Raw genomic sequence first — 24,094 nt, 5'->3', positions numbered from 1 at the left:
ACCCGCTACAGCGCCGGCATCGGAGTAGGTGGACGCCGCAGTGCCACCAGTCATACCTGCGTCCGCGTATTGACGATGCGAGAAGGGAATCGCGCGTGATCCGCGTTCTGGTGGTCGAGGATTCGGCGACCATGCGCCATGCCCTGCGCGAGGCCCTCGCCGCCGACCCCGATCTCCAGGTGGTCGGCGAGGCGCTCGACGGCGGGCAGGCCGTCGAGATGGTCGATCAGTTGCGGCCCGACGTGATCACCATGGACATGATGCTGCCGACGATGAGCGGACTCGTCGCCACCGAGCACATCATGGCCGAATTTCCCACGCCGATCCTGGTCGTCTCCTCCGCCGACCGGCAGGAGCTGTTCAGCACCTACAACGCACTCGCCGCCGGGGCGGTCGACGTGCTGGAGAAGCCGCGCGGCGACGACTCCGACGCCGGGTGGGCCCGGCGGCTGTGCTCCACCATCCGGCTGGTTTCTCGGATCCGCGTCATCACCCACCCGCGGGCCCGCCTGGACGGCCGCAGCCGCGGCGCTCCCGAGCCGGCAGAGCAGGTGGTCCCGCCGACCGCTCCGCCGCCGTGGCCGCCGCCGGTCGGCGGCGAACCGCCGTTCAAGGTGGTGGCCCTGGGCGCCTCGACCGGTGGGCCCGGCGCGCTGACCGATCTGCTCCGGGCCCTGCCCGTCGGTTTCGTGACGCCGGTGCTGTGCGTGCAGCACATCGCCGCCAGCGAGCCGTTCGCCGTGGCCTTCTCCGACTGGCTCGCCGGGCAGACCGGGCGCAACGTCAGCTACGCCCGGGAGGGCACGCCGGTCAGCGCGCTCACCGGCCGGATCCTGCTCGCGCCACCGGACCGCCACCTGCTCGTCCGTGACGGGGCGCTGCGGCTCAGTGACGCCCTGCCCCGGCACTCCTGCCGGCCGTCGGTCGATGTGTTGTTCGAGTCCGTGGCCACCGAGTACGGCCCGAGCGCCGCGGGGTGCCTGCTGACCGGGATGGGGCGCGACGGTGCCGTCGGCCTGCTGCAGATGCGGGCGCGGGGCGGACACACCTACGCCCAGGACGAGGCGAGCTGCGTCGTGTACGGCATGCCGCGGGAGGCGGCGCTGCTCGGCGCCGCCGCGTTCATCATGCCGCCGTCTCGGATCGCCGCGCGGCTCGCCGAGATATCGTCCGGCGTGGGGGCGCGGCGATGAGCCGTCCGACCCACAAGGCCGTCGGGCGGCTCGCCCAGCCCGAGGTGACAGCGCCGGCCGAGGCCGGCCGTGTCCCCCGGGCCAGCCGCTACACCGACCGGTACGGCGCGGACGAGGCCGGCCCGGGGACGACTGCGGACGGGCACACCGTGCTCATCGTCGACGACAGCCTGACCGTTCGGATGGATCTGCACGAAGCCTTCGAGGCTGACGGTTTCCGCTCGATCCTCTGCGCCAACGGGGCGGAGGCGCGGGCGGCGTTCACCGGTGCGCATTTCGACGTCGCGGTGCTCGATGTGCTGTTGCCCGACGCCGACGGGGTCGAACTCCTGCGGGAGTTGCGGGCTCGTCCCGGGCGGGAGCTCACCATCACCGTGCTGCTCTCCAGCGAGGCCGAGGTCGCCGACCGGCTGCACGGGCTGCGGACCGGGGCGGACGAGTACGTCGGCAAGCCCTACGACGCCGGGTATGTCGTCGCGCGGGCGCGGCAACTGCTCGGCGAGGACCCGTACCGCGTCGACGATCGCACCACCGTGCTGGTCATCGACGACAGCTTGACCTTCCGGGAGAAGCTTCGGGAGCTGCTGGAGCCCGAGGGGTACGCCGTCATCACGGCCAACTCCGGCGAGGAGGGGCTGCGGACGGCGGCCGACCGCCGGCCACAGGCGGTCATCGTGGACGGCGTCATGCCGGGTATCGACGGGGCCACGGTGATCCGGCGGCTGCGGCTCGATCCCGCCCTGCGCGACATTCCCTGCCTGCTCATGACGGCGTCCGACGACTACGCGACCGAGGTGCAGATGCTGGAGGCGGGCGCCGACGCGTTCGTCCGCAAGCAGCAGGATCTGGCCGTCGTGCTGGCCAAGCTCGCCGCCGTGCTGCGGACCAGCGCCGGGCAACTCCCCATCGAGGCGACCGGCAGCCTGCACGGGCCCGGCAAGGTGCTCACCGTGACGCCGGACCGGCAGCGGCTGGGCGCGCTCGGCGACGCGCTGCGCGACGACGGGTACGACGTGGTGGCCGCCGCCACCGGAGACGACGCACTGGATCTGCTCGCGGCGCAGCCGGTCGACTGCATCGTGCTGAGCGTGGGCGGCTCCGGCGGCGCCGCCCAGGAGATCTGCCGCCGGATCAAGGAGGTGCCGCAGATCGGCGACACCCCCGTCATCATGACCGGCGATCACGACGACGTCCTGCTGGACTGCCTGGCCGCCGGGGCCGACGACTACGTGCGTTTCACCGACGACGCCGAGACCCTGCGGGCCCACGTACGGGGGCAGATCCGGCGCAAGCAGTCGCTCGACGAGAGCCGTCGCATCCGGGAGGAGCTGATGCGCCGCGAGCTCGACGCGGCTGGCGAACGGGCGGCGCGACAGCTCGCCGAGACCAGGGCGGCGCTGGTCGAGGAGCTGGAGTGGCGAAACCGCGAGCTGGAGGCGTTCAGCGGTTCTGTCTCGCACGACCTGCGCGGGCCACTGCAGGTCATCAGCAGCTTTGCGGAGACGATGCTCGACGAGGACGAGGAGCCGCTGAGCACCCAGGCCCGGCACCGGGTGGAGCGCATCCACGCCGCCGCCGGACGGATGGCTGACCTGGTGGAGTCGCTGCTGATCCTGGCCCGGGCCAGCCGCGGCGAGTTGCGCCGGCACCGGTTCGACCTGACCACCACGGTCTGGCAGGTGATCGCCGAGGTCGAGGCGCGCGAGCCGGGGCGGATGATCCGGTTCACGGTGGCGGAGGCGATGACCATCGACGGGGACGAGGGTCTGGTCCGGGTCATCCTGGAAAATCTGATCAACAACGCGTGCAAGTTCACCAGCCGGGTGGCGGATCCCTCGATCGAGGTGGGCTGGAGCGGGCCGGGCGACAACCCGAGATACCACATCCGGGACAACGGTGCGGGATTCCCTTCCGGGAAGTCGGTCGAGCTGTTCCGACCGTTCGCCCGGCTGCACAACGCCGCCGAGTTTCCCGGCACCGGCATCGGGCTGACCACCGTGCACCGGGCCGTGGAACGCCACGGCGGCGAGATCCACGCCGAGGGCGAGGACGGGCGGGGCGCGACCTTCTGGTTCACGCTACCCCCGGCCCACCGATGACTCCGGCAGCCCGAACCACGGCAGGCACGGTGGGAGCCCTTCGACCGCCACCGCCCGGCCGTGTCCGGCGGCCCGCCACGTCTGCGCGGTCAGCCGGAAGTTCTGCAGCTCGGCCACCGCACCACCCGGGACAACGAGCCGGCCGACTCCGTTCTCGGCATACCCGATGCGCCGGGACACCCCCAGGGACGCCGCGTTGCCGGCCACCGCGGACGACACGGCCGCGACCGCGCCGAGCCGGTCGAAGGCCAGCCCCAGCACGGCCGTCCGCATGGCCACCCCGAGCCCTCGCCCGCGCGCCCCCGGCACCAGCCAGGACGCCGTGTCGACGGTCCGCAGCACCGGGAAGCTCTCCCCTTCCAGCGTCTGGACCCCGACCAGCGCCCCCTCGTAGGCGACGGCGAGGTGCAGCACCCACGACGACGGCGACCACGTGCCGAGCGCCCTCCAATAACCCTGGAAGAACAGGCGGCGCCGGTTCTGCTCGTCGCTCAGGCCGGGGAACAGCTCAAGCCGAGGGTCCTGCTCGAAGTCGGCGGGCAGGATCGCGGCGAGGTCGGCCAGGTCCGCCTCCCGGATCGGCCGCAGCGAGACCTCGCGGCAGCTCAGGCGGAGCCCGGCGAGCGGCCAGTCGTTCAGCCCCGTGGGCGGCCAGTCGTTCAGCCCGGTGAGCGGCAAATCGTTCACGCGACGAGTCCGGCGTTGCGCCGCATCGCGCCCGCTACCTCGTCGATGCAGCGCAACCACACCGCACCGGTGCGCTCGGCGAGATGACTCGCCAGTGTCGACTTGCCCGTGCCCGGCTGCCCGCCGAAGTCGATCAGCGTTCCGTTGGTCATACGCCGTGTGTAGTGAGTCTCTATACATGGCGTCAAGCACACCACTGCGACCCGCCAGGCCCGCCAGGCCCGCCAGGCCCGCCAGGCCCGCCAGGCCCGCCAGGCCCGCCAGGCCCGCCAGGCCCGCCAGCATCACAAGAGGCGAACCCGCTCGAGGCACTGGCCTTCGTCATCGAGTGGACGTGCCGCTTCCGGCACGCTGAGCGCCCAGTGCTGCGGCCGCCGGCGCGCTGCCAGGCTGGTCCTGTACATGGTGCACGGCCTAGCGTCGAGCGGATGATCGCACGCATGTGGCGGGGCTGGGTCGCGACCGACCGGGCCGCCGAATACGTCGCCTACATCGAGGAAACCGGCATGGCCGCCTATCGGCGGACGCCGGGCAACGTCGACGCTCAGATGTGGACGCGCGACCTGGGCGACGGCCGCACCGAGGTGGTGACGCTGAGCTGGTGGGAGTCGCTGGAGGTGATCAGGGGCTTCGCGGGGACGGACATCACCCGGGCGGTCTTCTATCCCGAGGATGACGACTTCCTGGTCGGCCGCGAGGAAACCGTCACCCACTACACCGTGACCTGAGACGTCCGGTGAAGCGCCCACCCCCGGCGACCAGGTCGCCGGGGGTGACGTCGTGCCGAAACGGGCTCAGCCGTCGGTGGCCAGCGCCGCGACCGGGCTCACCCGCGACGCACGCCGGGCCGGTAGCACCCCGGCCAGCGCCGTGAACGCGACCAGTGTCACGAACACCGCGGCCAGCTGCCATACCGGCAGCGCGAGCGGCGCGTTCGCGCCGAGTGCCTTGATCGTCAGCCATGCGTACGGGACGCCGAGGAGCAGGCCGAGGGTCGCGCCGATCACGCCGTACAGGCTGGATTCCGCGGTGAGCATCGCGCGCAGGCCGCCGCGGGACAGGCCGACCGCGCGCAGCAGGCCGGATTCGCGGACCCGTTCGACGACCGACAGGGCCGTCGTCGTGCCCACGCCGACCACGGCGATCAGGACCGTCAGCCCGACCAGGCCGATCGCCACCGCGAGTATGCCGTCCATGACCAGGTTGAACTCGTCGCGCTCGTCGGCCAGCACCTGGACGCCCAGGCCCGGGTGGCCCTGGGCGAGCTGCTTCAGGACCTTCTGACCGGCGGTGCGGCCGTCCTCGCCCGGCTTCGCCGCGTCGGCCAGCAGCCCGGAGTAGGTCGCGGGGGCGACCCAGCTTGGTGAGGTCGGCCGGGTCCAGCAGCAGGTCCGACTGTAGCGGCGCGCCGTCCGGCAGCGTGGCCGCCACCGTGACCTGGATCTGCTTCTTTCCGCTGGTCAGGGTCATGGTGTCGCCGACCGCGAGGTTGGTCAGGTCCTGGGCGAAGCCCGAGATCGCGATGGCACCGGGCCTGATACCGCTCAGCGCGCCGGCCGACACGTCGATCTTGTCCAGCGCGGGCAGCGCGTCCATGTCCAGGTCCGAGGCCTGCAGTTCGGTGATGTCGCTGCCGAGCTTGATGTTGTCGAGGCGTCGGTAGGCGGTCACGTTCCGCAGGTCCGGGCTGGCCTTGGCCTGGTCGGCCAGCGCGGCCGGCACCCGCACCTCGCCGTTGGCGGCGAGCTCGTAGTCGGCGGGCAGGGCGGACGCCATTTCGCGGTCGGCGAGCACCCGGACCGAGGCTCCGGTCACCACGACGCCGGCGATCAGCGTGACACCGAGCGCCACCACGACCGAGACCGCGGCGGCCCGGCGGGGTGCGCCGCCCACCCCGCCCACCGCGAGCCGGCCGATCGCGCCCAGCCGGCGCAGCGGCCAGCCCACCGTGGCGAGCACCGGGCGGACCAGGACCGGGCCCAGCGCCATCAGGGCGAAGAAGGCGAGCCCGCCGGAGAGGACCACGGTGAACAGCATCGGTGCCGCCGAGTAGTCCTTCGCGTCGCGGCCCGGCAGGTTGATGATCACGAACGCGGCGGCGGCCGCCGCGGTGAGGGCGAGCAGCAGGCCGAACGCCCCGCGCAGCTTGCCGATGTCGCGCCGGCCCGCGGTGACGCTCGCCGAGCGCAGCGCCTCGAGCGGGGCGACCTTCGCGGCCGAGAACGCCGGGGCGAGGACGGCGATGACGGTGATCAGCACCGCCAGCAGGACCACCCCGGCCGCCGGCAGCACGGGAACCCCCGGCGAGGACACCGCGAGGTCGAAGCCGCGCAGCAGCGGCGGCAGGAGATGGCCGACCGCCAGCGCGCCCAGCACGCCGGCCAGGCCGGCGACGAGGCCGGTGAGCGCGCCCTCGACGGCCAGGGCCCGGCTGATCGAGCCGCGCCCGGCGCCGACGGCCCGCAGCAGGGCGAGCTGGCGCATCCGCTGGGCGAAGACGATCCGGAACGTGGAGGTGGCGACCAGCCCGCCGGCGACCACGGCGATGGCCACGAACATCCCCACGACGGCGAACAGCTCGTTCAGGTCGGACGAGACCTGGTTGGCCTCCTCGGTGCGGACGTCGGCGCCGGAACGGACGAGCGCGCGTTCTTCGCCCTCCCGCGGCGCCGGCATGCCCCGCACGATCCCGTCCACCGCGGACCGGACGGCGGTGGCGTCGGCGCCGGGCGCCAGGCGCAGGTCCATCCGCGAGACGACAGCGGCGGTGTCGCCGGTGCCCAGCGCGGCTACCGTGGTCAGCGGGGCGTACGCCGAAGAGCCGTAGTCGTCGCGGGCCTCGACCAGACCGGTGATCGTGAACCGGGCGGTCTTGGTGGCCTTGCCCTCGTCGTTCCAGTTGGTGATCAGGGAGATGGTGCTGCCCATCGGCAGGCCCATCCGGTCCGCCGTGCGCGGGGTCACCGCGATCTCGCCCGGCGCGGACGGGTAGCGGCCCTGGGTGGTGTGGGCGAGGGCGAGCTGGCCGGTGCCCGGGTCGGCCGCGATGTTCAGGTACTGGCCGCCGGTCTCGCCGGAGAACTCGGCCCGGCCGGCCGCCTCCGCGATCCCCGGCACGGCCTGCAGCTTCGCCAGCTCGGCGAGGGTGAGGCGGGGCAGCCCGCCGGACGGCGACTCCCCGCCGACGACGATGTCGACAGCCGCGGCGGTGCGGCTCAGACTTCCGATCAGGGTGCGTTCGGTGATCTGCTGGGTGAGCACGGTCGCGTAGACCACGAACGAGGCCACCAGCATGGCCAGCCCGGTCAGCAGCAGCCGGGCCGGGCGCCGGGAGACGCCGGCCAGCTGGGTACGGAGCACGTTCATCGGTAGGTTCCCAGGTTCTGCAGGGCGTCGGCGATCGACGCGCGGTCGGGGCGGTCCAGCTCGCCGGCCACCCTGCCGTCGGCGAGCAGCACGACCCGGTCGGCGTACGCGGCGGCGGCCGGATCGTGGGTGACCATGACGATCGTCTGGCCCAGCTCCCGGACCGAGGCGCGCAGGAACGACAGCACCTCGGCGCCGGAGCGGGAGTCCAGGTTGCCGGTCGGTTCGTCGGCGAAGACGACCTCGGGGCGCGCGACCAGCGCCCGGGCCAGCGCGACCCGCTGCTGCTGGCCGCCGGAGAGCTCGCTGGGCCGGTGGGTGAGCCGCCCGTTGAGGCCCAGCACGTCGGCGAGGTGGGCGAACAGGCCGCGTTCGGCGCGCTTGCCGGCCAGGTCCAGCGGCAGGGTGATGTTCTGCGCGGCGGTGAGCTGCGGGAGCAGGTTGAACGACTGGAAGACGAAGCCGATCCGCTCGCGGCGGACCCGGGTGAGGACCTTGTCGCTGAGCACGGTCAGGTCGGTGCCGCCCAGCAGGGCCCGGCCCGAAGTGGCTGTGTCCAGCCCGGCCAGGCAGTGCATCAACGTGGACTTGCCGGAGCCGGACGGGCCCATGATGGCGGTGAACTGGGCGCGGGCGAAGCCGACGGTCACACCGTCGAGGGCCCGGACGGCGGTCTCCCCGCTGCCGTACACCTTCACCAGGTCCACGGCGGCGACGGCGGTCATGCCGTCGTCCGGGCCGGCCGGCATCGTCGTCGGCGCGGCGGCCGGGGACTGCGTTCTCATCAGGGTGCCTCCAAGTAGCGAACTCAGGTCGTGAAACTGGGAGAATCCTGATGGCCGGCAGGCACCCCGCACATCGGCCCGCAGCGGGGATCGGCGGCCGCGGCGGGTCTGTCTTTCGGCCGATGGAGGCGAGTTGAGCAGCGGTTACGCTGGGTCACGATGTTGACGCGACCCCATCTGATCCGCCGTGCCGGGCAGCTCGCCACCCTCTTCGTGATGGCGATACTCGGGCTCATCGACCTGGCCTCCGCCGTGTCCGCCGGCGGGCTGTCGCTCGCCTTCGTCCTGCTGATCGGCGCGCTGGCGACCGCCGCGGTCTGGCTGCCCCCGCACCGGCAGAATTCGACCCGGCTGCCGAAGGCCGCCATGCTGCTGGCCGGGTTCTCCCTGCTGCTGACCATCGGGGCGGGCGCCACCTCCGGCGGCATCGGGGCCAGCTTCGGCCTGGCCGAAACGGTCGGCCTGCTCGCGGTCATGTACGTGGTCTGCCGCCGGGGCGAAAGCCGGTGGACCGTCGGCGCCGTGCTGCTGCTCGGCATGGCGATCGGGTTCATGCCGTTGCGCGCCGGCGTCGACGCCGACTACATCATCGTCGGCCTGGCCCTGGGGCTGGTCGCGACCGCGGTCATCGCGCTGGCGGTCTACCTGCGCATGATCGAGTCGACCCGGCTGCGGGCGATGGACTCGGTCCGCTCCGAGCAGCGCGCCGAGTTCGCCCGGGACCTGCACGACTTCATCGCCCACCACGTGACCGGCATCGTCGTGCAGGCGCAGGGGGCGCGGTTCATCGCCGAGCAGGACCCGAAGCGGGTGCTGCTGGCGCTGGAGCAGATCGAGGCGGCCGGCGCGGAGACCATGGCGTCGATGCGCCGCATGGTGGGGGTGCTGCGGGATCCGAACGCCCGCCCGGACGCGCCGCTGGCGCCGCTGGCCGGGGTCGACGAGCTGGGCCCGCTGCTGGAACAGTTCAGCGCGGCGGGCGAGGTGCTCGCGCGGTTGCACGTGGACGGCCACACGGCGGGGATCGCGGTGGAGGTCTCCACGTCGGCATACCGGGTGGTGATGGAGGCGCTGACCAACATCCGGCGGCACGCCAAGGACGCCCGGGTCGCGGACGTGTGGGTGCGCCGTACCCCCGATTGGCTCCTGGTCCGGGTGGCGAACGACGGCGCGCCGCCGCGCGCGGCCATGCCGCGGGAGGCGCCAGGGTACGGTCTCGTGGGCCTGACGGAACGGGTCCGCGCGGTAGGCGGGCGCATCACCGCCGGGCCGGGCATCGACGGCGGCTGGGTCGTCGACGCGGCCCTGCCGCTCGACCAGGAGGTGACGCGGTGATCCGCGTGATGATCGCCGACGACCAGGCGATGGTTCGGACCGGCTTCGGCATGATCATCGGGGCGCAGCCCGACATGGAGCTGATCGGTGAGGCCGCGGACGGCGTCGAGGCGGTGGCGATGGCCCGCCGGCTGAAGCCGGACGTCGCGCTCTTCGACATCCGGATGCCCCGGATGGACGGCCTGGAGGCCCTGCGGCTGCTGGCCGGCCCGGGCGTCGCGGACCCGATCAAGGTGGTCGTCGTCACGACCTTCGACCTCGACGAGTACGTGCACCAGGCGCTGCGCAACGGCGCGGCGGGCTTCCTGCTGAAGGACTCGGGGCCGGCGCTGCTGGTGGAGGCGGTGCGCGCGGCGGTCTCCGGGGACGCGCTGATCAGCCCGTCGATCACCGTACGGCTGCTGGAGCACCTCTCCCCGCCGGCGCCGACCGGCGACGACGGCGGCCTGTCCCCGCGCGAGCTGGACGTGGTCAAGCTCGCGGCCCGGGGCCTGACCAACGCGGAGATCGCGACGCAGCTGTTCATCTCCGTCGGCACCGTCAAGACCCACCTGGGCAGCGTGCAGACCAAGCTCGGCGCCCGCAACCGGGTGGAGATCGCGGCCTGGGCCTGGGAACGCCGCGTGGTCGGCTGAGCTATGCCTGCCGCACGAGGGTCTCCACGAACTCAGCTGCCGGACAAACTGATCCAATACCGGCGCAGTCGGCCGATCTCGGTGTCGCGGATGTCCTCCAGCTCGCCGCCGTTGCCCTCGATCACCCGGCGCGAGCCCTCGTTGGCCACGGCGCAGGTGATCAGCACGCGGGCCAGGCCCAGCTTGGCCGCGTGCGGCAGGACCTCGCCCAGCGCGAACGACGCCAGCCCGCGGCGGCGGGCCGACGGCCGCACCCCGTAGCCGATGTGCCCGCCGGCCCGCAGCAGGAAGTCGTTGAGCTCGTGGCGCAGCGCGATCGCGCCGAGCATCTCGCCGTCCTCGACGATCCACCAGTAGGTGCAGTGGACCAGTCCCTCCGGCACCGGCACCGCAGGGTCGGACTCACTCAGCAGCCGGCGCACCCAGGCGGCGAAACCGTCAGGGCTGTCCACGTCGTCGCCCGGGCGCAGGCCCCCGCCGTCCTGGTGCACGCCGCGGCCCCACTCGTCGCGCGAGCGCAGCCAGGATTCGTGCAGCCGGGCGGTGGGGGCGATGAGGTCGGCCATGGCCGCGACAGTACCGAGCCGGGCGGTCAGCCGGGAAAGGCATTTCGGGCGTCGCCCGGCTCCAGGCGCTCCAGGATGCGCCGGGCCACCGCGCCGAGCTGGTCCAGCTCCTCGGTGGACAGGGCGTCCAGGACCAGCGTCCGGACGGCCTCGACGTGCCCGGGCGCGCTGGTCACGACCTTGTCCCAGCCGGCGTCGGTGAGCACCGCGTTGGTGTAACGGCCGTCCGACGGGCAGGCCTTGCGCTCGATCCAGCCGCGGGCCTCCAGGCGCTTGACGACGTGCGAGAGCCGGGACAGCGAGCCGTTGGCCAGCCCGGCCAGGGCGCTCATCCGGCGGGTGCGCTCCGGCGCCTCGGAGAGGCTGGCGAGCACCAGGTATTCGAAGTGGCTCAGGCCCGAGTCGCGCTGCATCTGGGCGTCCAGGGCGGCGGGGAGTCTCAGCAGCAGGCCACCCAGGGGCAGCCAGGCCCGCAGCTCGTCGGTGCTGAGCCAGCGAGGGGATTCGACGGTCACGGCCACCATGGTACTGCTGATTTGAAGCTTCAACGAGAGCCCCGATCGGATGGGGTTGCCCGTCCTAACACGTTTCTGAAGGTTCTGCCCGACAGTGGCCGCATGCCAATCAGGAAGCTCCACGCGCTGGCCGGATCGATCCTTCTCCTGCACGTGCTCGCCGGCTGCGGCGAGCCGGCCGCGACCGACCGTTCGGGCGTCGCGACCCTGCAGACCGCGAGCCCGGCAGCGGCACCGTCCGCGGCGGCCCGGGAGCGCCCGCTGCGCCGCCCCGACGACGGCCCGGAGGTATTCGACCGGTACGTCGCGGTCTACACCAAGTGTCTCGTCGACAAGGGCGCCACCACGGACACGGGCGCGAAGCCGCGGATCGGCACGGACGCCGCGAGCAAGGCCGCCGCGGCCGAGTGCTGGCACCTCTATCCGGAGAACTGGCTGGAGCGGGAGCAGCGGACCAATCCCGAGTACGCCGACTTGTTGCGGGAGGCGGCGAGTTGCCTCAAGGCCAAGGGCCACGACGTCACCGTCGGCGGCGACCCGGTGGCCATCCGGTACGGCGACACCGCGAGCGCCAACAAGGCCTACGACGACGAGCAGGAATGCCAGCGGCAGGCGTTCCGGGAGAGCGTCGACAAGTACAACAAGGCTTCCTAGGCAGCCAGGGTCAGCAGCCCTTGGATCTGGGCCTGCCGGTGCGTGGTCATGGTCTCGGCGAGCGCCTTGGCGGGCGGATACCGTCCGCCGGCCACCTCCATCCGGTACACCTCGACGCAGTTGTGCAGGTGTCCCAGGAGCAGGCTCACCGCCGTACGGTCGAAGTCGGCGCCGCGGGCGGCCGCGAGCTCGGCGATGTCGGCGTCCCGCAGGGAGTGCGGGTCGCCGTGGCCGGCGTGGGCGGACGGGTCCGCCGCCGCCGCCGACGGCGGCTGCCAGCCGGCCAGCCAGCGCCGCATGGTGCCGGCCTCGCTCCGCCACTGGCCGCCCAGCTCGATGATCAGCGCGCGCACCCGGGGATCCGCCGTGCGCCGCCCGGCGAGCTCGACGACCCGCTCACCCTGGCCGATGTAGTCGAGGCTCATCCGCAGAAACATCACGTCGGTGCCGTTGAACGCGGGCGGCGGTGGCGCCGGATCGGCCGCGCAACCGGCCAGCGCGAGCAGCATCAGCAGCGCGGTGGCGAGACGGCGCACGGGGGCCCTCCGGTGGTGAGGCGGGTGGGTCCGCGCCGGCGGCCGCGGACCCACCCGAACGGGTGATTCAGATCCGGGCCCAGAGGGCCGGGACGTTCGGCGGCTCCCAGCCGGTCAGCGCGGTGTGCGCCTGCCGGCAGCTGTACGAGGCGCCGCCGTAGGTGACGACGCTGCCGACCCCGTACGCGGTGCCGGCCTGCCAGGTGCCACCGGCCGGCGGCTGGGTCGGCGGCGTCGTGGGCGGGGTGGTCGGCGGGGTGGTCGGCGGAGTCGTGGGCGGCGGAGTCGGGCCACCGCCGATGTTCACGTCCACGCAGGAGTAGAAGGCGTTGATCGTGTCCGCGATGTTCCACCGGGCCAGCACGGTCTGCCGTCCGGTGAAGCCGCCCATGCCGACCGTGTGCGATTTGGTGGCGCCGGGCTGCGCGCCGCCGTCGTTGAAGGAGGCCAGCCGGGTGCCGCCGATGAAGTACTCCCAGGTGCTGGTGGAGTGCCGGGCGGTCAGCACCCAGTTGAACGTCACCGACGAGCCGACGCTCGCGGCCGGCCAGTTGCGGCTGTTGTCGTTGAGGACGGCGAAGCGGCTGCCGCCGCCGTTGCACTGCGTCGAGCCCTTGGGCGCCTCGACGCTCTGCGGCTCGTAGATGATGTCGCCGCAGTTGGCCACCGCGCCGCGGGCGCAGTTGGCCTGCCGGCTGGGCGGCGAGGAGATGTAGCCGTGCGCCGCAGCCGGTGCGACGGCGATGAACAGTGAGGCGCCGACCGTGGCGACGGTCAGCAGCGGCAGGGTGACTCTTCTTCTCATGAAGCGCTCCTCTTCATGGGGGCGGCAGGCCGGATCTGGGGGAACCCGGCCTGCCGCGGGCCAGGCCAACGGCCGCACCGGGACGCCCGGTACGGATCGACATCGCCCGATGGATGGAAGCTGACCCCAACCTAAGTTAAAGCTTGTTAACAGTAAAGAGAACTAACGAAGTTTTTCGATACCGGGGGTGAAGTCACGGTGTGCACCCTTTCGGGTGCTGTACGCGGTTGCGAGCGTTTTCTAGCGTTCCCTAGGTGATCTTGCCGATGCCCCGCCGAGCCCTGACCGCTGCCGTCGCCGCCCTCCTCGGGCTGCCCCTGGCCGCCTGCTCGGCGGGCACCCCCGCGGCGGATCCGGCCGCGCCGCCCAGCGCCTCGGCCTCCTCGCCGACCGAACACCTGGCCACCCCGTCAGCGCCGGCCGCCTCGCTCACCCCGCCGCCCCAGGGCAAGGGCTGGACGCTCAGCGACATACCGGTCTTTCCGCCGAAGCCCCCGCCCCAGCCGATCACCCTGCCCGCGACGGGCGCCGTGCCGTACCTGTCGCGAATCCCGACGCAGCAGCCGGTCGCGTTCATCACCATCGACGACGGCAACCTGAAGCTGCCGGAGGCGGCCAAGCTGATGGCGGCGGCCCGCGTCCCGGTCACCCTGTTCCTGACCACCGACGCGATCAAGGACGACGAGCCGTACTTCGCCCGCCTGCAGCAGCAGGGCGCGGTGATCGAGGCGCACACGATCACCCACACCGAGCTGCGTGGCAAGTCGTACGCCTTCCAGCGCCGCGAGATCTGCGGCTCCGCGGACCGCCTCGGCCAGCTCTACCAGCGCCGGCCGGTGCTGTTCCGGCCGCCGTTCGGCACCAAGGACGCCACCACGCTGCGGGCGGCGCGCGACTGCGGGATCAAGGCCGCGTTCATGTGGAAGGAGACGGTCCACAAGGGCAAGGTCCGTTATCAGGAGGGCAAGAAGGTGCTGCCGGGCGACATCATCCTGATGCACTTCCGGCCGGCCTTCGTCAAGGATTTCCTGGCGGCGCTGCGCGCGATCCACAAGGCGGGACTGACGCCGGCCCTCCTGGAGGATTACATCCCGGCCTGACCACGAACGGATCAACGACTCAACGCGCGAGATCCCCCGGCCCGGTGCGCATAGTGGCCGGGAGGAGATGGTCGCTATGGGGTTGGCTCGCCTGTCCAGGGGCCGGTGGTGGCTGCGGCGGCACGTCAGGGTGGTCGCCGCGGAGGCCGGGCGGCACACTGTCGTCGTGACGCCACGCACCACAGCCCCGCAGGTCACCATCTCCGTGCGCCGCCACCCGGAGGCCGCCCGGGCGACGGTGGAGGAGATCCCCTGATGGCGCGCCACCTGCGCGCCTTCCTCGGCGCGGACGACGCCACCCTGGCCCGGCGGCTCACCGCGGCCGGGACCGTCCAGGCCGTGCTCGACGCGATCCGCACCCGCCTCTCCGAGCCGGCCCGGGACGCGCTGGTCGCCGAGCTCACCGCGGCGACGGGCGGCCTGCTGGAAGAGGACCTGGACTCGATCCTGCTCTCCGGGCTGCTGGGCTACCACGGCCTGGTCGACGCCGCGCGGCAGACCGCGGCCGAGCAGGACATGACCAACCTGGTCACGCTGGACCACCACCTCGTCCGGGTCACCTCCGAGCCGGTGGTCGAGGTGCTGGTCGACCGGCAGCAGGCGTACGAGCTGCGGTTGGCGCTGACCGTGACCTTCACCGTGCAGGGGCTGGCGGCCACCGTCCGGGCCGGCCGGCTGGTCCACGTGCGGATCGGACGGTGCTCGGCCGACGTCAGCCTCTCCTGGGCGGGCCAGGCCCTGGTGCGGCACAGCGACCTCGTCGACGCCCCGCTCGTGATCAAGCTCGGCAGCGGCGTGCCGGTGCACGAGATCACCGACCCGGCCGACGATCCGGCCCTGGCGCGCGGGACGGCCCGGGTGCCCGGGCCCCGGGTCGCCCAGCCCGGCTCCTGACTAGGCCCGGCGCTGCAGGAACTCGTAGACGTCCTGGGCGTCGACGCCCGGGAAGGTGCCCGGGGGCAGCGCCGCCAGCAGGTGGGAGTGCACCCGGGCGCTGGGCCAGGCCTGCCCGGCCCAGCGGTCGACCAGCTCCGCCGGCGGGCGCCGGCAACAGGTCGGGTCCGGGCAGCTCGACACCGTACGGCGGGTGGTGTCGCCGCCGCGGAACCAGCGGGCGTGCTGGTACGGCGTGCCCACCGTGACCGAGAACTCGCCCGACCGGGTCGACTCCACGTGCACGGTGCACCAGTACGTGCCCTTGCCGGTGTCCGTGAACTGGTAGAACGACGAGTACGGGTCCTCGGCGGCGAACACCGTGCGTGACGCCCACTTGCGGCACACCAGCTGGCCCTCGATCGCGCCCGTCACGTCGCTCGGGAAGCGGACGTCGTCGTTCTCGTACGCCTTGTAGATCGTGCCGCTCTCGTGCACCCGGGCGAAGTGCACCGGGATGCCGAAGTGGTGGGTCACCAGGTTGGTGAAGCGGTGCGCCGCCGTCTCGTAGGACACCCCGAACGCGTCGCGGAAGTCGTCGATCGCCAGCGCCCGGTCGGCGTGCGCGGCGCGCAGGAAGTCGGTCGCGAACTTCTCCGGCATCAGCAGCGCCGCGGCGAAGTAGTTGACCTCGACCCGCTGGCGCAGGAAGTCCGCGTAGTCGGTCGGGTCGTTGTGACCGAGCACGAAGTGCCCGAGCGTCTGCAGCACCACCGCGCGCGGGTCGTGGCCCTTGCCGCTGGCCACCTGCGGCAGGAAGATCTTGCGGTTGCGCAGATCGGTCACCGAGCGCGCGGAGCCGGGCAGGTCGTTCACGTAGTGCAGCGAGAAGCCGAGCTGGGCGGCGATGTCGAGGATGCCGCGCTGCGACAGCGGGCCGGTGGTGTGCCGCACCGACTCCAGCACCTTCGCGGCCGCCTGCTCGATGTAGTCGAAATAGTTGTCCCGCTCGCGCATCTCGACACGCAGCTGCTGGTTGGCCCGCCGGGCCACCTCCGGGGTGGCGCTCTGCTCGGTCAGCAGCCGGGTCAGCTCGCGGTGCAGGCCGATCAGCGACTCCAGCGCGTCGGCCGGCAGCCGCCGTCCGCCGCGGACCGCCGGCAGGCCGAGCGCCGCATATGCCGGCTCCCGCTGGAAGTGGGCCAGCTCGATCTCCAGCCCGGCGCGCCGGCTCGGCGCCTCCGGTCGCAGCAGATCCTGCATCGGTACGCCCAGAGCGCCGGCGATGGCCTGCAGCATGCTGAGTTTCGGCTCCCGCTTGCCGTTCTCGATCAGCGAGAGCTGCGAGGGCGCCCGGCCCACCGCCGCGCTGAGCTGGTCGAGCGTCATGCCCCTGGCCCGGCGTTGGTGCCGCAGCCGCTGGCCGAGCGTCACGAGGTCCACGGTCGCTTCCGGGGGTGAAGCCGTCATGGGTTTTGACGCTAGCAGAATTTTCGCGTTTCTTCTGCTCACATTCACCTTCAGAACGGGTTGTGTGCTGCGTGACAGTGAAGTTCTTCCACCGGAGCACGACGGAACAGCAGCGCGGAAAGGCAGAGACAGATGACTGATCAGCTGACCGAAGTTCGTGGCGGTACCGCATCGGACCTCACTCGGGCATGGGCCGGCGATCCCCGTTGGCTGGGTGTCACCCGCAGCTACACGGCGCAGGACGTCGTCAAGCTGCGCGGCAGCGTCCAGGAGCAGCACACGCTCGCCGAGCGGGGCGCCCGCCGGCTGTGGGACCTGCTGCACGACGAGGAGTACATCAACGCCCTCGGTGCCATGACCGGTGGCCAGGCCGTGCAGCAGGTCCGGGCCGGCCTCAAGGCGATCTACCTGTCCGGCTGGCAGGTGGCGGCGGACGCCAACCTGTCCGGGCACACCTACCCGGACCAGAGCCTCTACCCGGCCAACTCGGTGCCGGCGGTGGTGCGCCGGATCAACAACGCGCTGCTGCGCGCCGACCAGATCGACACCGCGGCCGGCCGGCACGACCGGGACTGGCTGGCGCCGATCGTCGCCGACGCGGAGGCCGGCTTCGGCGGGCCGCTGAACGCGTTCGAGCTGATGAAGGCCATGATCGCCGCGGGCGCGGCCGGCGTGCACTGGGAGGACCAGCTCGCCTCGGAGAAGAAGTGCGGCCACCTGGGCGGCAAGGTGCTCATCCCGACCGCCCAGCACATCCGGACGCTGAACGCGGCCCGGCTCGCCGCGGACGTCGCCGGGGTGCCGAGCCTGATCATCGCCCGCACCGACGCGCTGGCGGCCGACCTGCTCACCACCGACGTGGATGAGCGCGACAAGCCGTTCCTCACCGGCGAGCGTACGGCCGAGGGTTTCTTCCGGGTGCGCAGCGGCCCGGAGGCCGCGATCGCCCGGGGCGTCGCCTACGCCGACTACGCGGACCTGATCTGGTGCGAGACCGGCAAGCCGGACCTGGAGTTCGCCCGGTCGTTCGCCGAGGCCGTGCACAAGGTGCACCCGGACAAGATGCTGGCGTACAACTGCTCGCCGTCGTTCAACTGGAAGCGCAACCTCGACGACTCCACCATCGCCCGGTTCCAGAAGGAGCTCGGCGCGATGGGCTACAAGTTCCAGTTCGTCACGCTGGCCGGCTTCCACGCGCTGAACCACTCGATGTTCGAGCTGTCCAGCGGCTACGCCGCCGAGGGCATGAGCGCGTACGTCCGGCTGCAGGAGGCCGAGTTCGCGGCCGAGGCGAACGGCTACACGGCGACCAAGCACCAGGCCGAGGTCGGCACCGGCTACTTCGACGCCGTCTCCACCGCGCTGAACCCCGAGAGCTCCACCACCGCACTGTCCGGATCGACCGAAGCGGAGCAGTTCTGATGGAACCGGTCACCGTCGCTGAGTCCGACTACCCCGACATCCTGACCCCCGAGGCGATCGACTTCGTCGTGGCGCTGGACCGCGAGTTCGGCGCGCGGCGGGTCCAGCTCCTGGACCGGCGCCGGCGGCGCCGCGCCACCCGCACCACCGAGCTGGACTTCCTGGAGTCGACCAAGCAGATCCGCGTCGACGACACCTGGACCGTGGCGCCCCCGGCTGAGGACCTGACCGACCGGCGGGTGGAGATCACCGGCCCGCCGGAGCGCAAGATGACGATCAACGCGCTCAACTCCGGCGCGAAGGTCTGGATGGCGGACTTCGAGGACGCCACCGCTCCCACCTGGGAGAACGTCGTCTCCGGCCAGCGCAACCTGCGGGAGGCGCTGGACGGCACGCTCGGTTTCACCGCCCCGGACGGCCGGGAGTACCAGATCGGCGGAGACCTGCCGACGATCATGGTCCGGCCGCGCGGCTGGCACCTGCCGGAATGCCACGTGCGGATCGGCGGCCGGGCGGTCTCGGCGTCGCTGTTCGACTTCGGCCTGTACCTGTTCCACTGTGGCAAGAAGCAGATCGAGCGCGGCAGCGGTCCGTACTTCTACCTGCCGAAGCTGGAGAGCCACCTCGAGGCCCGGCTGTGGAACGACGTCTTCGTCTTCGCGCAGAACCGGCTTGGTATCCCCCGCGGCACGATCCGCGCGACGGTGCTGATCGAGACGATCACGGCGGCCTTCGAGATGGAGGAGATCCTGTACGAGCTGCGCGAGCACTCGGCGGGACTCAACGCGGGCCGCTGGGACTACCTGTTCAGCATGATCAAGAACCGGCCGGACGTGGTGCTGCCGGAGCGCTCGCAGGTCACGATGACGGCACCGTTCATGCGGGCGTACACGGAACTGCTGGTCAAGACCTGTCACCGGCGCGGCGCCCACGCGATCGGCGGCATGGCCGCCGTCGTGCCCAGCCGCGACCCGGTGGCCGCGAAGCGGGCGCTCAATCAGGTCCGCCAGGACAAGCGGCGCGAGGTCGGCGACGGCTTCGACGGCTCCTGGGTGGCCCACCCGGGCCTGGTCGAGACCTGCAAGGACGTCTTCGACCAGTGGCTCGGCTTCGAGCCGCACCAGATCGTGCGCAAGCGCGACGACGTGCGGGTCACCGCCAAGGAGTTGCTGGACGTGCGGTCCACCGCGGTCACCGTCAGCGAGGTGGCGCTGCGCACCAACGTCAGCGTGGCGCTGCGGTACGTCGCGGCGTGGCTGGGCGGGCGCGGCGCGGTGTCGCTCGGCGGGCTGATGGAGGACGCGGCGACCGCGGAGATCTGCCGGACCCAGCTCTGGCAGTGGATCTCGACCGGGACCCCGACCGACTACGGCGTGCCGGTGACCGCGGGCCTGGTGACCCGGATGCTGCGCGAGGAACTGGACGTGCTCGCCGAGACCGGCGCCCTGGACGAGGACGCGGCCCGGCGCTTCGGCCAGGCCCGGACGCTGCTGACGGTGCTGCTCACCGAGCGGACCTGCCCGGAGTTTCTCACTCTGCCCGCGTACCTGCGGCACATGACCGGCGGCAAACTCGCGCCGGCGGCGGCTCTGCCGGTCTGACCGGGAGCAACGGGACGGCCCGGTGGCGACACGCCGCCGGGCCGCGCCCGTTTGCGCGGCGCGTGTGCCCGTGTTGACGGACGGTGAGAAAGCTCCCGCCGCGCCGGGCCCGGCGCGGGGCCTTCCGGGATGCGATGCTGGGGTTCTCAGGCCCGTCAGCAGCGCTGGGAGGACATGCCGATGCTGCCGCTCAATTCCCAGAACCTGCCGTCGTTGCCGGCCGATCTGCCCGTGCCGGGCTACGACCGCGACGCGCTGCGGACCGGCATCGTGCACTTCGGCGTCGGCGGTTTCCACCGGGCACACGAGGCGATGTACCTCGACCGGCTGATGACCGCGGGCGAGGCGCTGGAGTGGGCGATCTGCGGGGTGGGCGTGATGCCGGCCGACCGGCGCATGGCCGAGGTGATGCACGCGCAGGACGGCCTCTACACGCTGGTCGTCAAGGCGCCCGACGGCACGCTCGAGGCGCGCGTGATCGGCTCGATCAAGGAATACCTCTTCGCGCCGGACGATCCCGGGGCCGTGATCGAGAAGATGGCCGATCCCGGGGTGCGGATCGTCTCGCTGACCGTCACCGAGGGCGGCTACAACTTCAACGCGGTCACCGGCGACTTCGTCGCGGACAACCCGGACGTGCGGCACGACCTGCAGCCCGGCAACGCGCCGCGGACGACCTTCGGGCTGATCACCGCGGCGCTGGCCCGGCGGCGCGAGCGCGGGACGCCGCCGTTCACGATCATGAGTTGCGACAACATCCAGGGCAACGGGCACGCCGCGCGGCGCAGCTTCGTCGCCTACGCCACGCTGCTCGACCCCGAGCTCGGCGACTGGGTCCAGCAGCACGTCGCCTTCCCGAACAGCATGGTCGACCGGATCACCCCGGTGACCACCGACGACGACCGCGCCGAGGTCCGCAAGCGGTTCGGCGTGGACGACGCCTGGCCGGTGGTCTGCGAGCCGTTCACCCAGTGGGCGCTGGAGGACGCGTTCCCGCTGGGCCGGCCGCCGCTCGCCGACGCGGGCGTGCAGGTGGTCGCCGACGTAGAGCCGTACGAGCTGATGAAGCTGCGCCTGCTCAACGCCAGCCACCAGGCGCTCTGCTACTTCGGCTACCTGGCCGGCTACCGGCTCGTGCACGACGTCGCCCAGGATCCGCTGTTCGCGGACTTCCTGCTGGCCTACATGGACCGCGAGGCCACCCCGACGCTGGAGCCGGTGCCCGGCATCGACCTGGACGAGTACAAGCACCAGCTCATCGACCGCTTCTCCAACGACCAGGTGCGCGACACCGTGGCGCGGCTCTGCGCGGAGAGCTCGGACCGCATCCCGAAGTGGCTGCTGCCGGTGATCCGGCACAACCTCGAGACCGGTGGCGAGATCCTGCGGTCGACCGCCGTGGTGGCGAGCTGGGCCCGGTACGCCGAGGGCGTCGACGAGCGGGGCAAGCCGATCGAGGTGGTGGACCGCCTCGGGGAGACCCTGACCGCGTCGGCGCGGCGCCAGCACGAGGACCCGCTCGCCTTCATCGCGAACCGGGACCTGTTCGGCGACCTGATCGACAACGAGCGATTCGTCTCGACGTACCGCTCGGTGCTGTCCGCGCTGCACCTCAAGGGCGCGCGGGCGACGCTCGAGGAGCTCTCCGGCGCGTCCTGATCCGCGGAGAAAGATCTCGAACCGGGGCAACCTTTTCCGCCGGGGCGGCAACCTACCAATCGATTGCCGCCCATTGGAAAGGCATGGAATTGTCCTCCCCCACGGTTACAGAGAATCCCCCCGGCCGGTTCCGCCGCTGGCGCGCCGGCGCCATCGCCACCGTCGTGGCCTGCGGTCTCGGCGTCGCCGCGGTCACCTTCACGCAGAACGCCTCGGCCGCCACGGCGTGGCCGTCGGCCAAGGGACTCGTCAAGGTCAGCGCGACGACGAATGTCTCCGGCACCTTCGACGGTGGGCTCAAGCGGTTCTTCGGCATCGGCGACGGCGGCCAGGGCGAGAGCCAGGACCCGATGTTCAAGCTCGCCAACGGCGCCACGCTCAAGAACGTCATCATCGGCGCCCCGGCCGGCGACGGCGTGCACTGCAGCGGCTCCTGCACGCTGATCAACGTCTGGTGGGAGGACGTCGGCGAGGACGCCGCCACCTTCAAGGGCAGCGCGACGGCGCGGTACACCGTCGACGGCGGGGGCGCGCGCTCGGCCTCCGACAAGGTGTTCCAGCACAACGGCGGCGGCACGTTGACCGTCAAGAACTTCCAGGTCAGCGACTTCGGCAAGCTCTACCGCTCGTGCGGCAACTGCAAGACGCAGTTCAAGCGCGCCGTGGTGCTGCAGAACATCACCGCCACCTCGCCCGGCAAGGTGCTGGTCGGCATCAACACCAACTTCGGTGACACCGCGAAGTTCTCCGGCATCACCATCATCGGCGACAGCAAGAAGAAGATCAGCATCTGCGACCGCTTCACCGGTAACAACACCGGCAAGGAGCCGCCCAAGACCGGCTCCGGCGCGGACGGCAAGAACTGCCTGTTCAGCGCCGCGGACATCACCTACAAGTAAGCCCCTCCCCCACCCCGATTCAGCCGGGCCGGCGCCTCCCCGCGCCGGCCCGGCCCTTTCCCCAGGAGAGATCGTGCCTGCCCGTACGAAGTTGCTCGCCTGCACCGCCGTGGCCGCCGCTCTGGCCAGCGCCGCGGTCGTCGCCCTCGACGCCGGCGCGGCCGTCGCCCCCACCGCGGCCACCGTCCAGCGCGAAGCCCTCGACCGCGGGCTGGTCTCCGTCCGCTCCGGCACCGGCAACCTGGTGTCCTGGCGGCTGCTGGGCACCGAGGCCGCGACGACCGGCTTCCATGTCTACCGGGGCGCCACCCGGCTGACCGCGGCGCCGGTCACCGACTCGACGAACTACCTGGACGCCGGCGCCGCCGCGAGCGCGTCGTACACGGTCCGCGCGGTCGTCGGCGGCAAGGAGCAGGCGGCCTCGCCCGCCTCGCTGGCCTTCGCCACCGGCTACCGGGACGTGCCGATCAGCAGGCCGGCGGCGAACTACACCGCCAACGACGCCTCGGTCGGCGACCTCGACGGCGACGGGCGCTACGAGATCGTCCTCAAGTGGGACCCGGCCGACAGCAAGGACAACTCGCAGTCCGGTGTCACTAGCAACGTGTTCGTGGACGCGTACCGGCTCGACGGCACCCGGCTGTGGCGCGTCGACCTGGGCCGCAACATCCGGGCGGGCGCGCACTACACCCAGTTCCAGGTGTTCGACTACGACGGCGACGGCCGCGCCGAGGTGGCGATGAAGACCGCCGACGGCACCCGCGACGGCGCCGGCACAGCGATCGGCACGGCGGACGCGAACCACCGCAACAGCGCCGGCTACGTGCTGGCCGGGCCGGAGTTCCTGACGATGTTCGACGGCCGCACCGGGGTGGCGCGGTCCACCGTGAACTACGACCCGCCGCGCGGCAAGGTCTCGGCGTGGGGCGACAAGTACGGCAACCGGGTGGACCGGTTCCTGGCCGCCACGGCGTACCTGGACGGCTCGCGCCCCTCGCTGATCATGGCGCGCGGCTACTACACCCGGACCGTCATCGCCGCCTGGGACTTCCGCGACGGCAAGCTGACCAAGCGCTGGACCTTCGACTCCGACCAGCACTCCGGCTACGCCGGACAGGGCAACCACAACCTGGCGGTGGCCGACGTGGACGCCGACGGCCGGCAGGAGATCGTGTACGGCTCGATGGCCGTGGACGACACCGGCGCCCCGCTGTGGACCACGCGCAACGGCCACGGCGACGCCATGCACGTCGGCGACCTGGACCCGGCCCGGGCCGGCCTGGAGGTCTTCAAGGTCGACGAGGACGCCAGCAAGCCGAGCTCGTGGCTGGCCGAGGCGAGGACCGGAAAAATCATCTGGCAGACGGCGGCCAACGGCGACAACGGCCGCGGCGTCTCCGACGACATCTACGCCGGCAGCCCCGGCGCGGAATCCTGGTCGGCCGCGGTGGACGGGCTGCTCAACACCAAGGGCACGAGCATCGGCCGCAAGCCCAGCTCGACGAACTTCCTGGCCTGGTGGGACGCGGACCCACAGCGCGAGCTGGTGGACCGCACCCGGGTCGACAAGTACGGCACGGCGGGCGAGACCCGGCTGCTGACCGCCAGCGGCGTGCACGCGAACAACGGCACGAAGGCCACCCCGTCGCTGTCGGGCGACATCCTCGGCGACTGGCGCGAGGAGATCATCTGGCCGACCGCCGACGACACCGCCCTGCGGATCTACAGCACGCCGGTACCGACCACGCTGCGGGTGCCGACCCTGATGCACGACCTGCAGTACCGGACCGCGATCGCGTGGCAGAACACCGCCTACAACCAGCCGCCGCACCCGAGCTTCGCGATCGGCTCCTGACGGCTCACCCGCGAAGCGGTCCGCCGGCTCTCACGCCGA

Annotated in this window: 23 protein-coding genes and 1 pseudogene; 14 read left to right on the top strand and 10 right to left on the bottom strand. The window is 72.0% G+C overall.

The window, feature by feature from the left end; translation table 11 throughout:
- Positions 1 to 95: 95 nt before the first annotated feature.
- Together cheB and DMB66_RS35860 are read left to right on the top strand one after the other, a co-directional pair.
- The gene (gene cheB, locus DMB66_RS35865) at positions 96 to 1,193 is read left to right on the top strand and encodes a chemotaxis-specific protein-glutamate methyltransferase CheB (protein WP_125808563.1); all 1,098 of its coding nucleotides are present in this window, start codon (positions 96 to 98) and stop codon (positions 1,191 to 1,193) included.
- On the top strand, positions 1,190 to 3,292 hold the full coding sequence (locus tag DMB66_RS35860) for a response regulator (RefSeq protein ID WP_199752817.1): 2,103 nt from the start codon (positions 1,190 to 1,192) through the stop codon (positions 3,290 to 3,292). Before cheB ends, DMB66_RS35860 begins: the two co-directional genes overlap by 4 nt.
- On the opposite strand, the gene DMB66_RS35855 is transcribed toward DMB66_RS35860, so the two are convergent.
- The gene (locus DMB66_RS35855) at positions 3,272 to 3,979 is read right to left on the bottom strand and encodes a GNAT family N-acetyltransferase (protein WP_199752816.1); all 708 of its coding nucleotides are present in this window, start codon (positions 3,977 to 3,979) and stop codon (positions 3,272 to 3,274) included. The two genes, DMB66_RS35860 and DMB66_RS35855, sit on opposite strands and share 21 nt — an antisense overlap.
- Positions 3,976 to 4,131, bottom strand: a complete 156-nt coding sequence (locus DMB66_RS61605; protein ID WP_158647482.1) for a hypothetical protein — start codon at positions 4,129 to 4,131, stop codon at positions 3,976 to 3,978. The genes DMB66_RS35855 and DMB66_RS61605 overlap by 4 nt, the downstream gene beginning before the upstream one ends.
- A gap of 276 nt (positions 4,132 to 4,407) precedes the next feature.
- On the opposite strand from DMB66_RS61605, the gene DMB66_RS35850 reads away from it, so the two are divergent.
- Positions 4,408 to 4,707 carry an antibiotic biosynthesis monooxygenase gene (locus DMB66_RS35850; RefSeq protein WP_125808562.1) on the top strand — a complete coding sequence of 100 codons (300 nt, stop codon included), beginning with the start codon at positions 4,408 to 4,410 and terminating at the stop codon, positions 4,705 to 4,707.
- A gap of 66 nt (positions 4,708 to 4,773) precedes the next feature.
- On the opposite strand, the gene DMB66_RS66135 is transcribed toward DMB66_RS35850, so the two are convergent.
- The 3 genes and pseudogenes from DMB66_RS66135 to DMB66_RS35840 form a co-directional block, all read right to left on the bottom strand.
- Positions 4,774 to 5,175 carry an ABC transporter permease gene (locus tag DMB66_RS66135; RefSeq protein ID WP_370319852.1) on the bottom strand — a complete coding sequence of 134 codons (402 nt, stop codon included), beginning with the start codon at positions 5,173 to 5,175 and terminating at the stop codon, positions 4,774 to 4,776.
- Between the two features lie 1,069 nt (positions 5,176 to 6,244).
- Positions 6,245 to 6,538, bottom strand: a pseudogene (locus DMB66_RS66130) (FtsX-like permease family protein); the annotation flags it as partial.
- 803 nt (positions 6,539 to 7,341) lie between these two features.
- Positions 7,342 to 8,130 (bottom strand): ABC transporter ATP-binding protein, encoded by a 789-nt coding sequence (locus DMB66_RS35840; RefSeq protein ID WP_125808561.1) that lies wholly within the window; start codon positions 8,128 to 8,130, stop codon positions 7,342 to 7,344.
- A 159-nt stretch (positions 8,131 to 8,289) separates the two neighbouring features.
- On the opposite strand from DMB66_RS35840, the gene DMB66_RS35835 reads away from it, so the two are divergent.
- Positions 8,290 to 9,465: a sensor histidine kinase gene (locus tag DMB66_RS35835; RefSeq protein WP_125808560.1), complete on the top strand. Its 1,176-nt coding sequence runs from the start codon at positions 8,290 to 8,292 to the stop codon at positions 9,463 to 9,465.
- Positions 9,462 to 10,100: a response regulator transcription factor gene (locus DMB66_RS35830; RefSeq protein ID WP_125808559.1), complete on the top strand. Its 639-nt coding sequence runs from the start codon at positions 9,462 to 9,464 to the stop codon at positions 10,098 to 10,100. The genes DMB66_RS35835 and DMB66_RS35830 overlap by 4 nt, the downstream gene beginning before the upstream one ends.
- Positions 10,101 to 10,132: 32 nt before the next feature.
- On the opposite strand, the gene DMB66_RS35825 is transcribed toward DMB66_RS35830, so the two are convergent.
- Both DMB66_RS35825 and DMB66_RS35820 read right to left on the bottom strand, forming a co-directional pair.
- Positions 10,133 to 10,666, bottom strand: a complete 534-nt coding sequence (locus DMB66_RS35825; RefSeq protein WP_125808558.1) for a GNAT family N-acetyltransferase — start codon at positions 10,664 to 10,666, stop codon at positions 10,133 to 10,135.
- 26 nt (positions 10,667 to 10,692) lie between these two features.
- Positions 10,693 to 11,181: a MarR family winged helix-turn-helix transcriptional regulator gene (locus tag DMB66_RS35820; protein ID WP_370319837.1), complete on the bottom strand. Its 489-nt coding sequence runs from the start codon at positions 11,179 to 11,181 to the stop codon at positions 10,693 to 10,695.
- Positions 11,182 to 11,283: 102 nt separating this feature from the next.
- On the opposite strand from DMB66_RS35820, the gene DMB66_RS35815 reads away from it, so the two are divergent.
- Positions 11,284 to 11,835, top strand: coding sequence for a hypothetical protein (locus DMB66_RS35815; RefSeq protein WP_125808556.1), 552 nt, complete (start codon positions 11,284 to 11,286; stop codon positions 11,833 to 11,835).
- Here the strand turns inward: DMB66_RS35815 and DMB66_RS35810 are convergent.
- Both DMB66_RS35810 and DMB66_RS35805 read right to left on the bottom strand, forming a co-directional pair.
- A complete protein-coding gene (locus DMB66_RS35810; RefSeq protein WP_233625071.1) occupies positions 11,832 to 12,371 on the bottom strand; it encodes a DUF305 domain-containing protein in 540 nt (179 codons plus the stop codon). The two genes, DMB66_RS35815 and DMB66_RS35810, sit on opposite strands and share 4 nt — an antisense overlap.
- A 67-nt stretch (positions 12,372 to 12,438) precedes the next feature.
- A complete protein-coding gene (locus DMB66_RS35805) occupies positions 12,439 to 13,176 on the bottom strand; it encodes a lytic polysaccharide monooxygenase (protein WP_125808555.1) in 738 nt (245 codons plus the stop codon).
- A 254-nt stretch (positions 13,177 to 13,430) separates the two neighbouring features.
- On the opposite strand from DMB66_RS35805, the gene DMB66_RS35800 reads away from it, so the two are divergent.
- From DMB66_RS35800 to DMB66_RS35790, 3 genes are all read left to right on the top strand, one after another.
- Entirely contained in the window at positions 13,431 to 14,276 is an 846-nt protein-coding gene (locus DMB66_RS35800) for a polysaccharide deacetylase family protein (RefSeq protein ID WP_233625070.1), read from the top strand.
- A gap of 76 nt (positions 14,277 to 14,352) precedes the next feature.
- On the top strand, positions 14,353 to 14,532 hold the full coding sequence (locus DMB66_RS35795; protein WP_125808554.1) for a hypothetical protein: 180 nt from the start codon (positions 14,353 to 14,355) through the stop codon (positions 14,530 to 14,532).
- Entirely contained in the window at positions 14,532 to 15,170 is a 639-nt protein-coding gene (locus DMB66_RS35790) for a hypothetical protein (RefSeq protein ID WP_125808553.1), read from the top strand. Before DMB66_RS35795 ends, DMB66_RS35790 begins: the two co-directional genes overlap by 1 nt.
- Here DMB66_RS35790 and DMB66_RS35785 read toward each other — a convergent pair whose 3' ends face one another.
- Entirely contained in the window at positions 15,171 to 16,619 is a 1,449-nt protein-coding gene (locus DMB66_RS35785) for an XRE family transcriptional regulator (RefSeq protein ID WP_125808552.1), read from the bottom strand.
- Between the two features lie 132 nt (positions 16,620 to 16,751).
- Here DMB66_RS35785 and aceA point away from each other — a divergent pair, with 132 nt between their 5' ends.
- The 5 genes from aceA (at position 16,752) to DMB66_RS35760 (ending at position 24,055) form a co-directional block, all read left to right on the top strand.
- A complete protein-coding gene (gene aceA / locus DMB66_RS35780) occupies positions 16,752 to 18,041 on the top strand; it encodes an isocitrate lyase (protein ID WP_125808551.1) in 1,290 nt (429 codons plus the stop codon).
- Positions 18,041 to 19,642 (top strand): malate synthase A, encoded by a 1,602-nt coding sequence (gene aceB, locus DMB66_RS35775; RefSeq protein ID WP_125808550.1) that lies wholly within the window; start codon positions 18,041 to 18,043, stop codon positions 19,640 to 19,642. The genes aceA and aceB overlap by 1 nt, the downstream gene beginning before the upstream one ends.
- Positions 19,643 to 19,822: 180 nt before the next feature.
- Positions 19,823 to 21,301: a mannitol dehydrogenase family protein gene (locus DMB66_RS35770; protein ID WP_125808549.1), complete on the top strand. Its 1,479-nt coding sequence runs from the start codon at positions 19,823 to 19,825 to the stop codon at positions 21,299 to 21,301.
- A gap of 83 nt (positions 21,302 to 21,384) precedes the next feature.
- Positions 21,385 to 22,200 (top strand): pectate lyase, encoded by an 816-nt coding sequence (locus DMB66_RS64325; protein WP_125808548.1) that lies wholly within the window; start codon positions 21,385 to 21,387, stop codon positions 22,198 to 22,200.
- Between the two features lie 73 nt (positions 22,201 to 22,273).
- On the top strand, positions 22,274 to 24,055 hold the full coding sequence (locus DMB66_RS35760; RefSeq protein WP_305026161.1) for a rhamnogalacturonan lyase: 1,782 nt from the start codon (positions 22,274 to 22,276) through the stop codon (positions 24,053 to 24,055).
- Positions 24,056 to 24,094: the final 39 nt, after the last annotated feature.

The sequence above is a fragment of the Actinoplanes sp. ATCC 53533 genome (assembly GCF_003947245.1).
The sequence above is the reverse complement of the archived record's forward strand: the minus strand, read 5'-3'. Positions and strand labels throughout refer to the sequence as shown.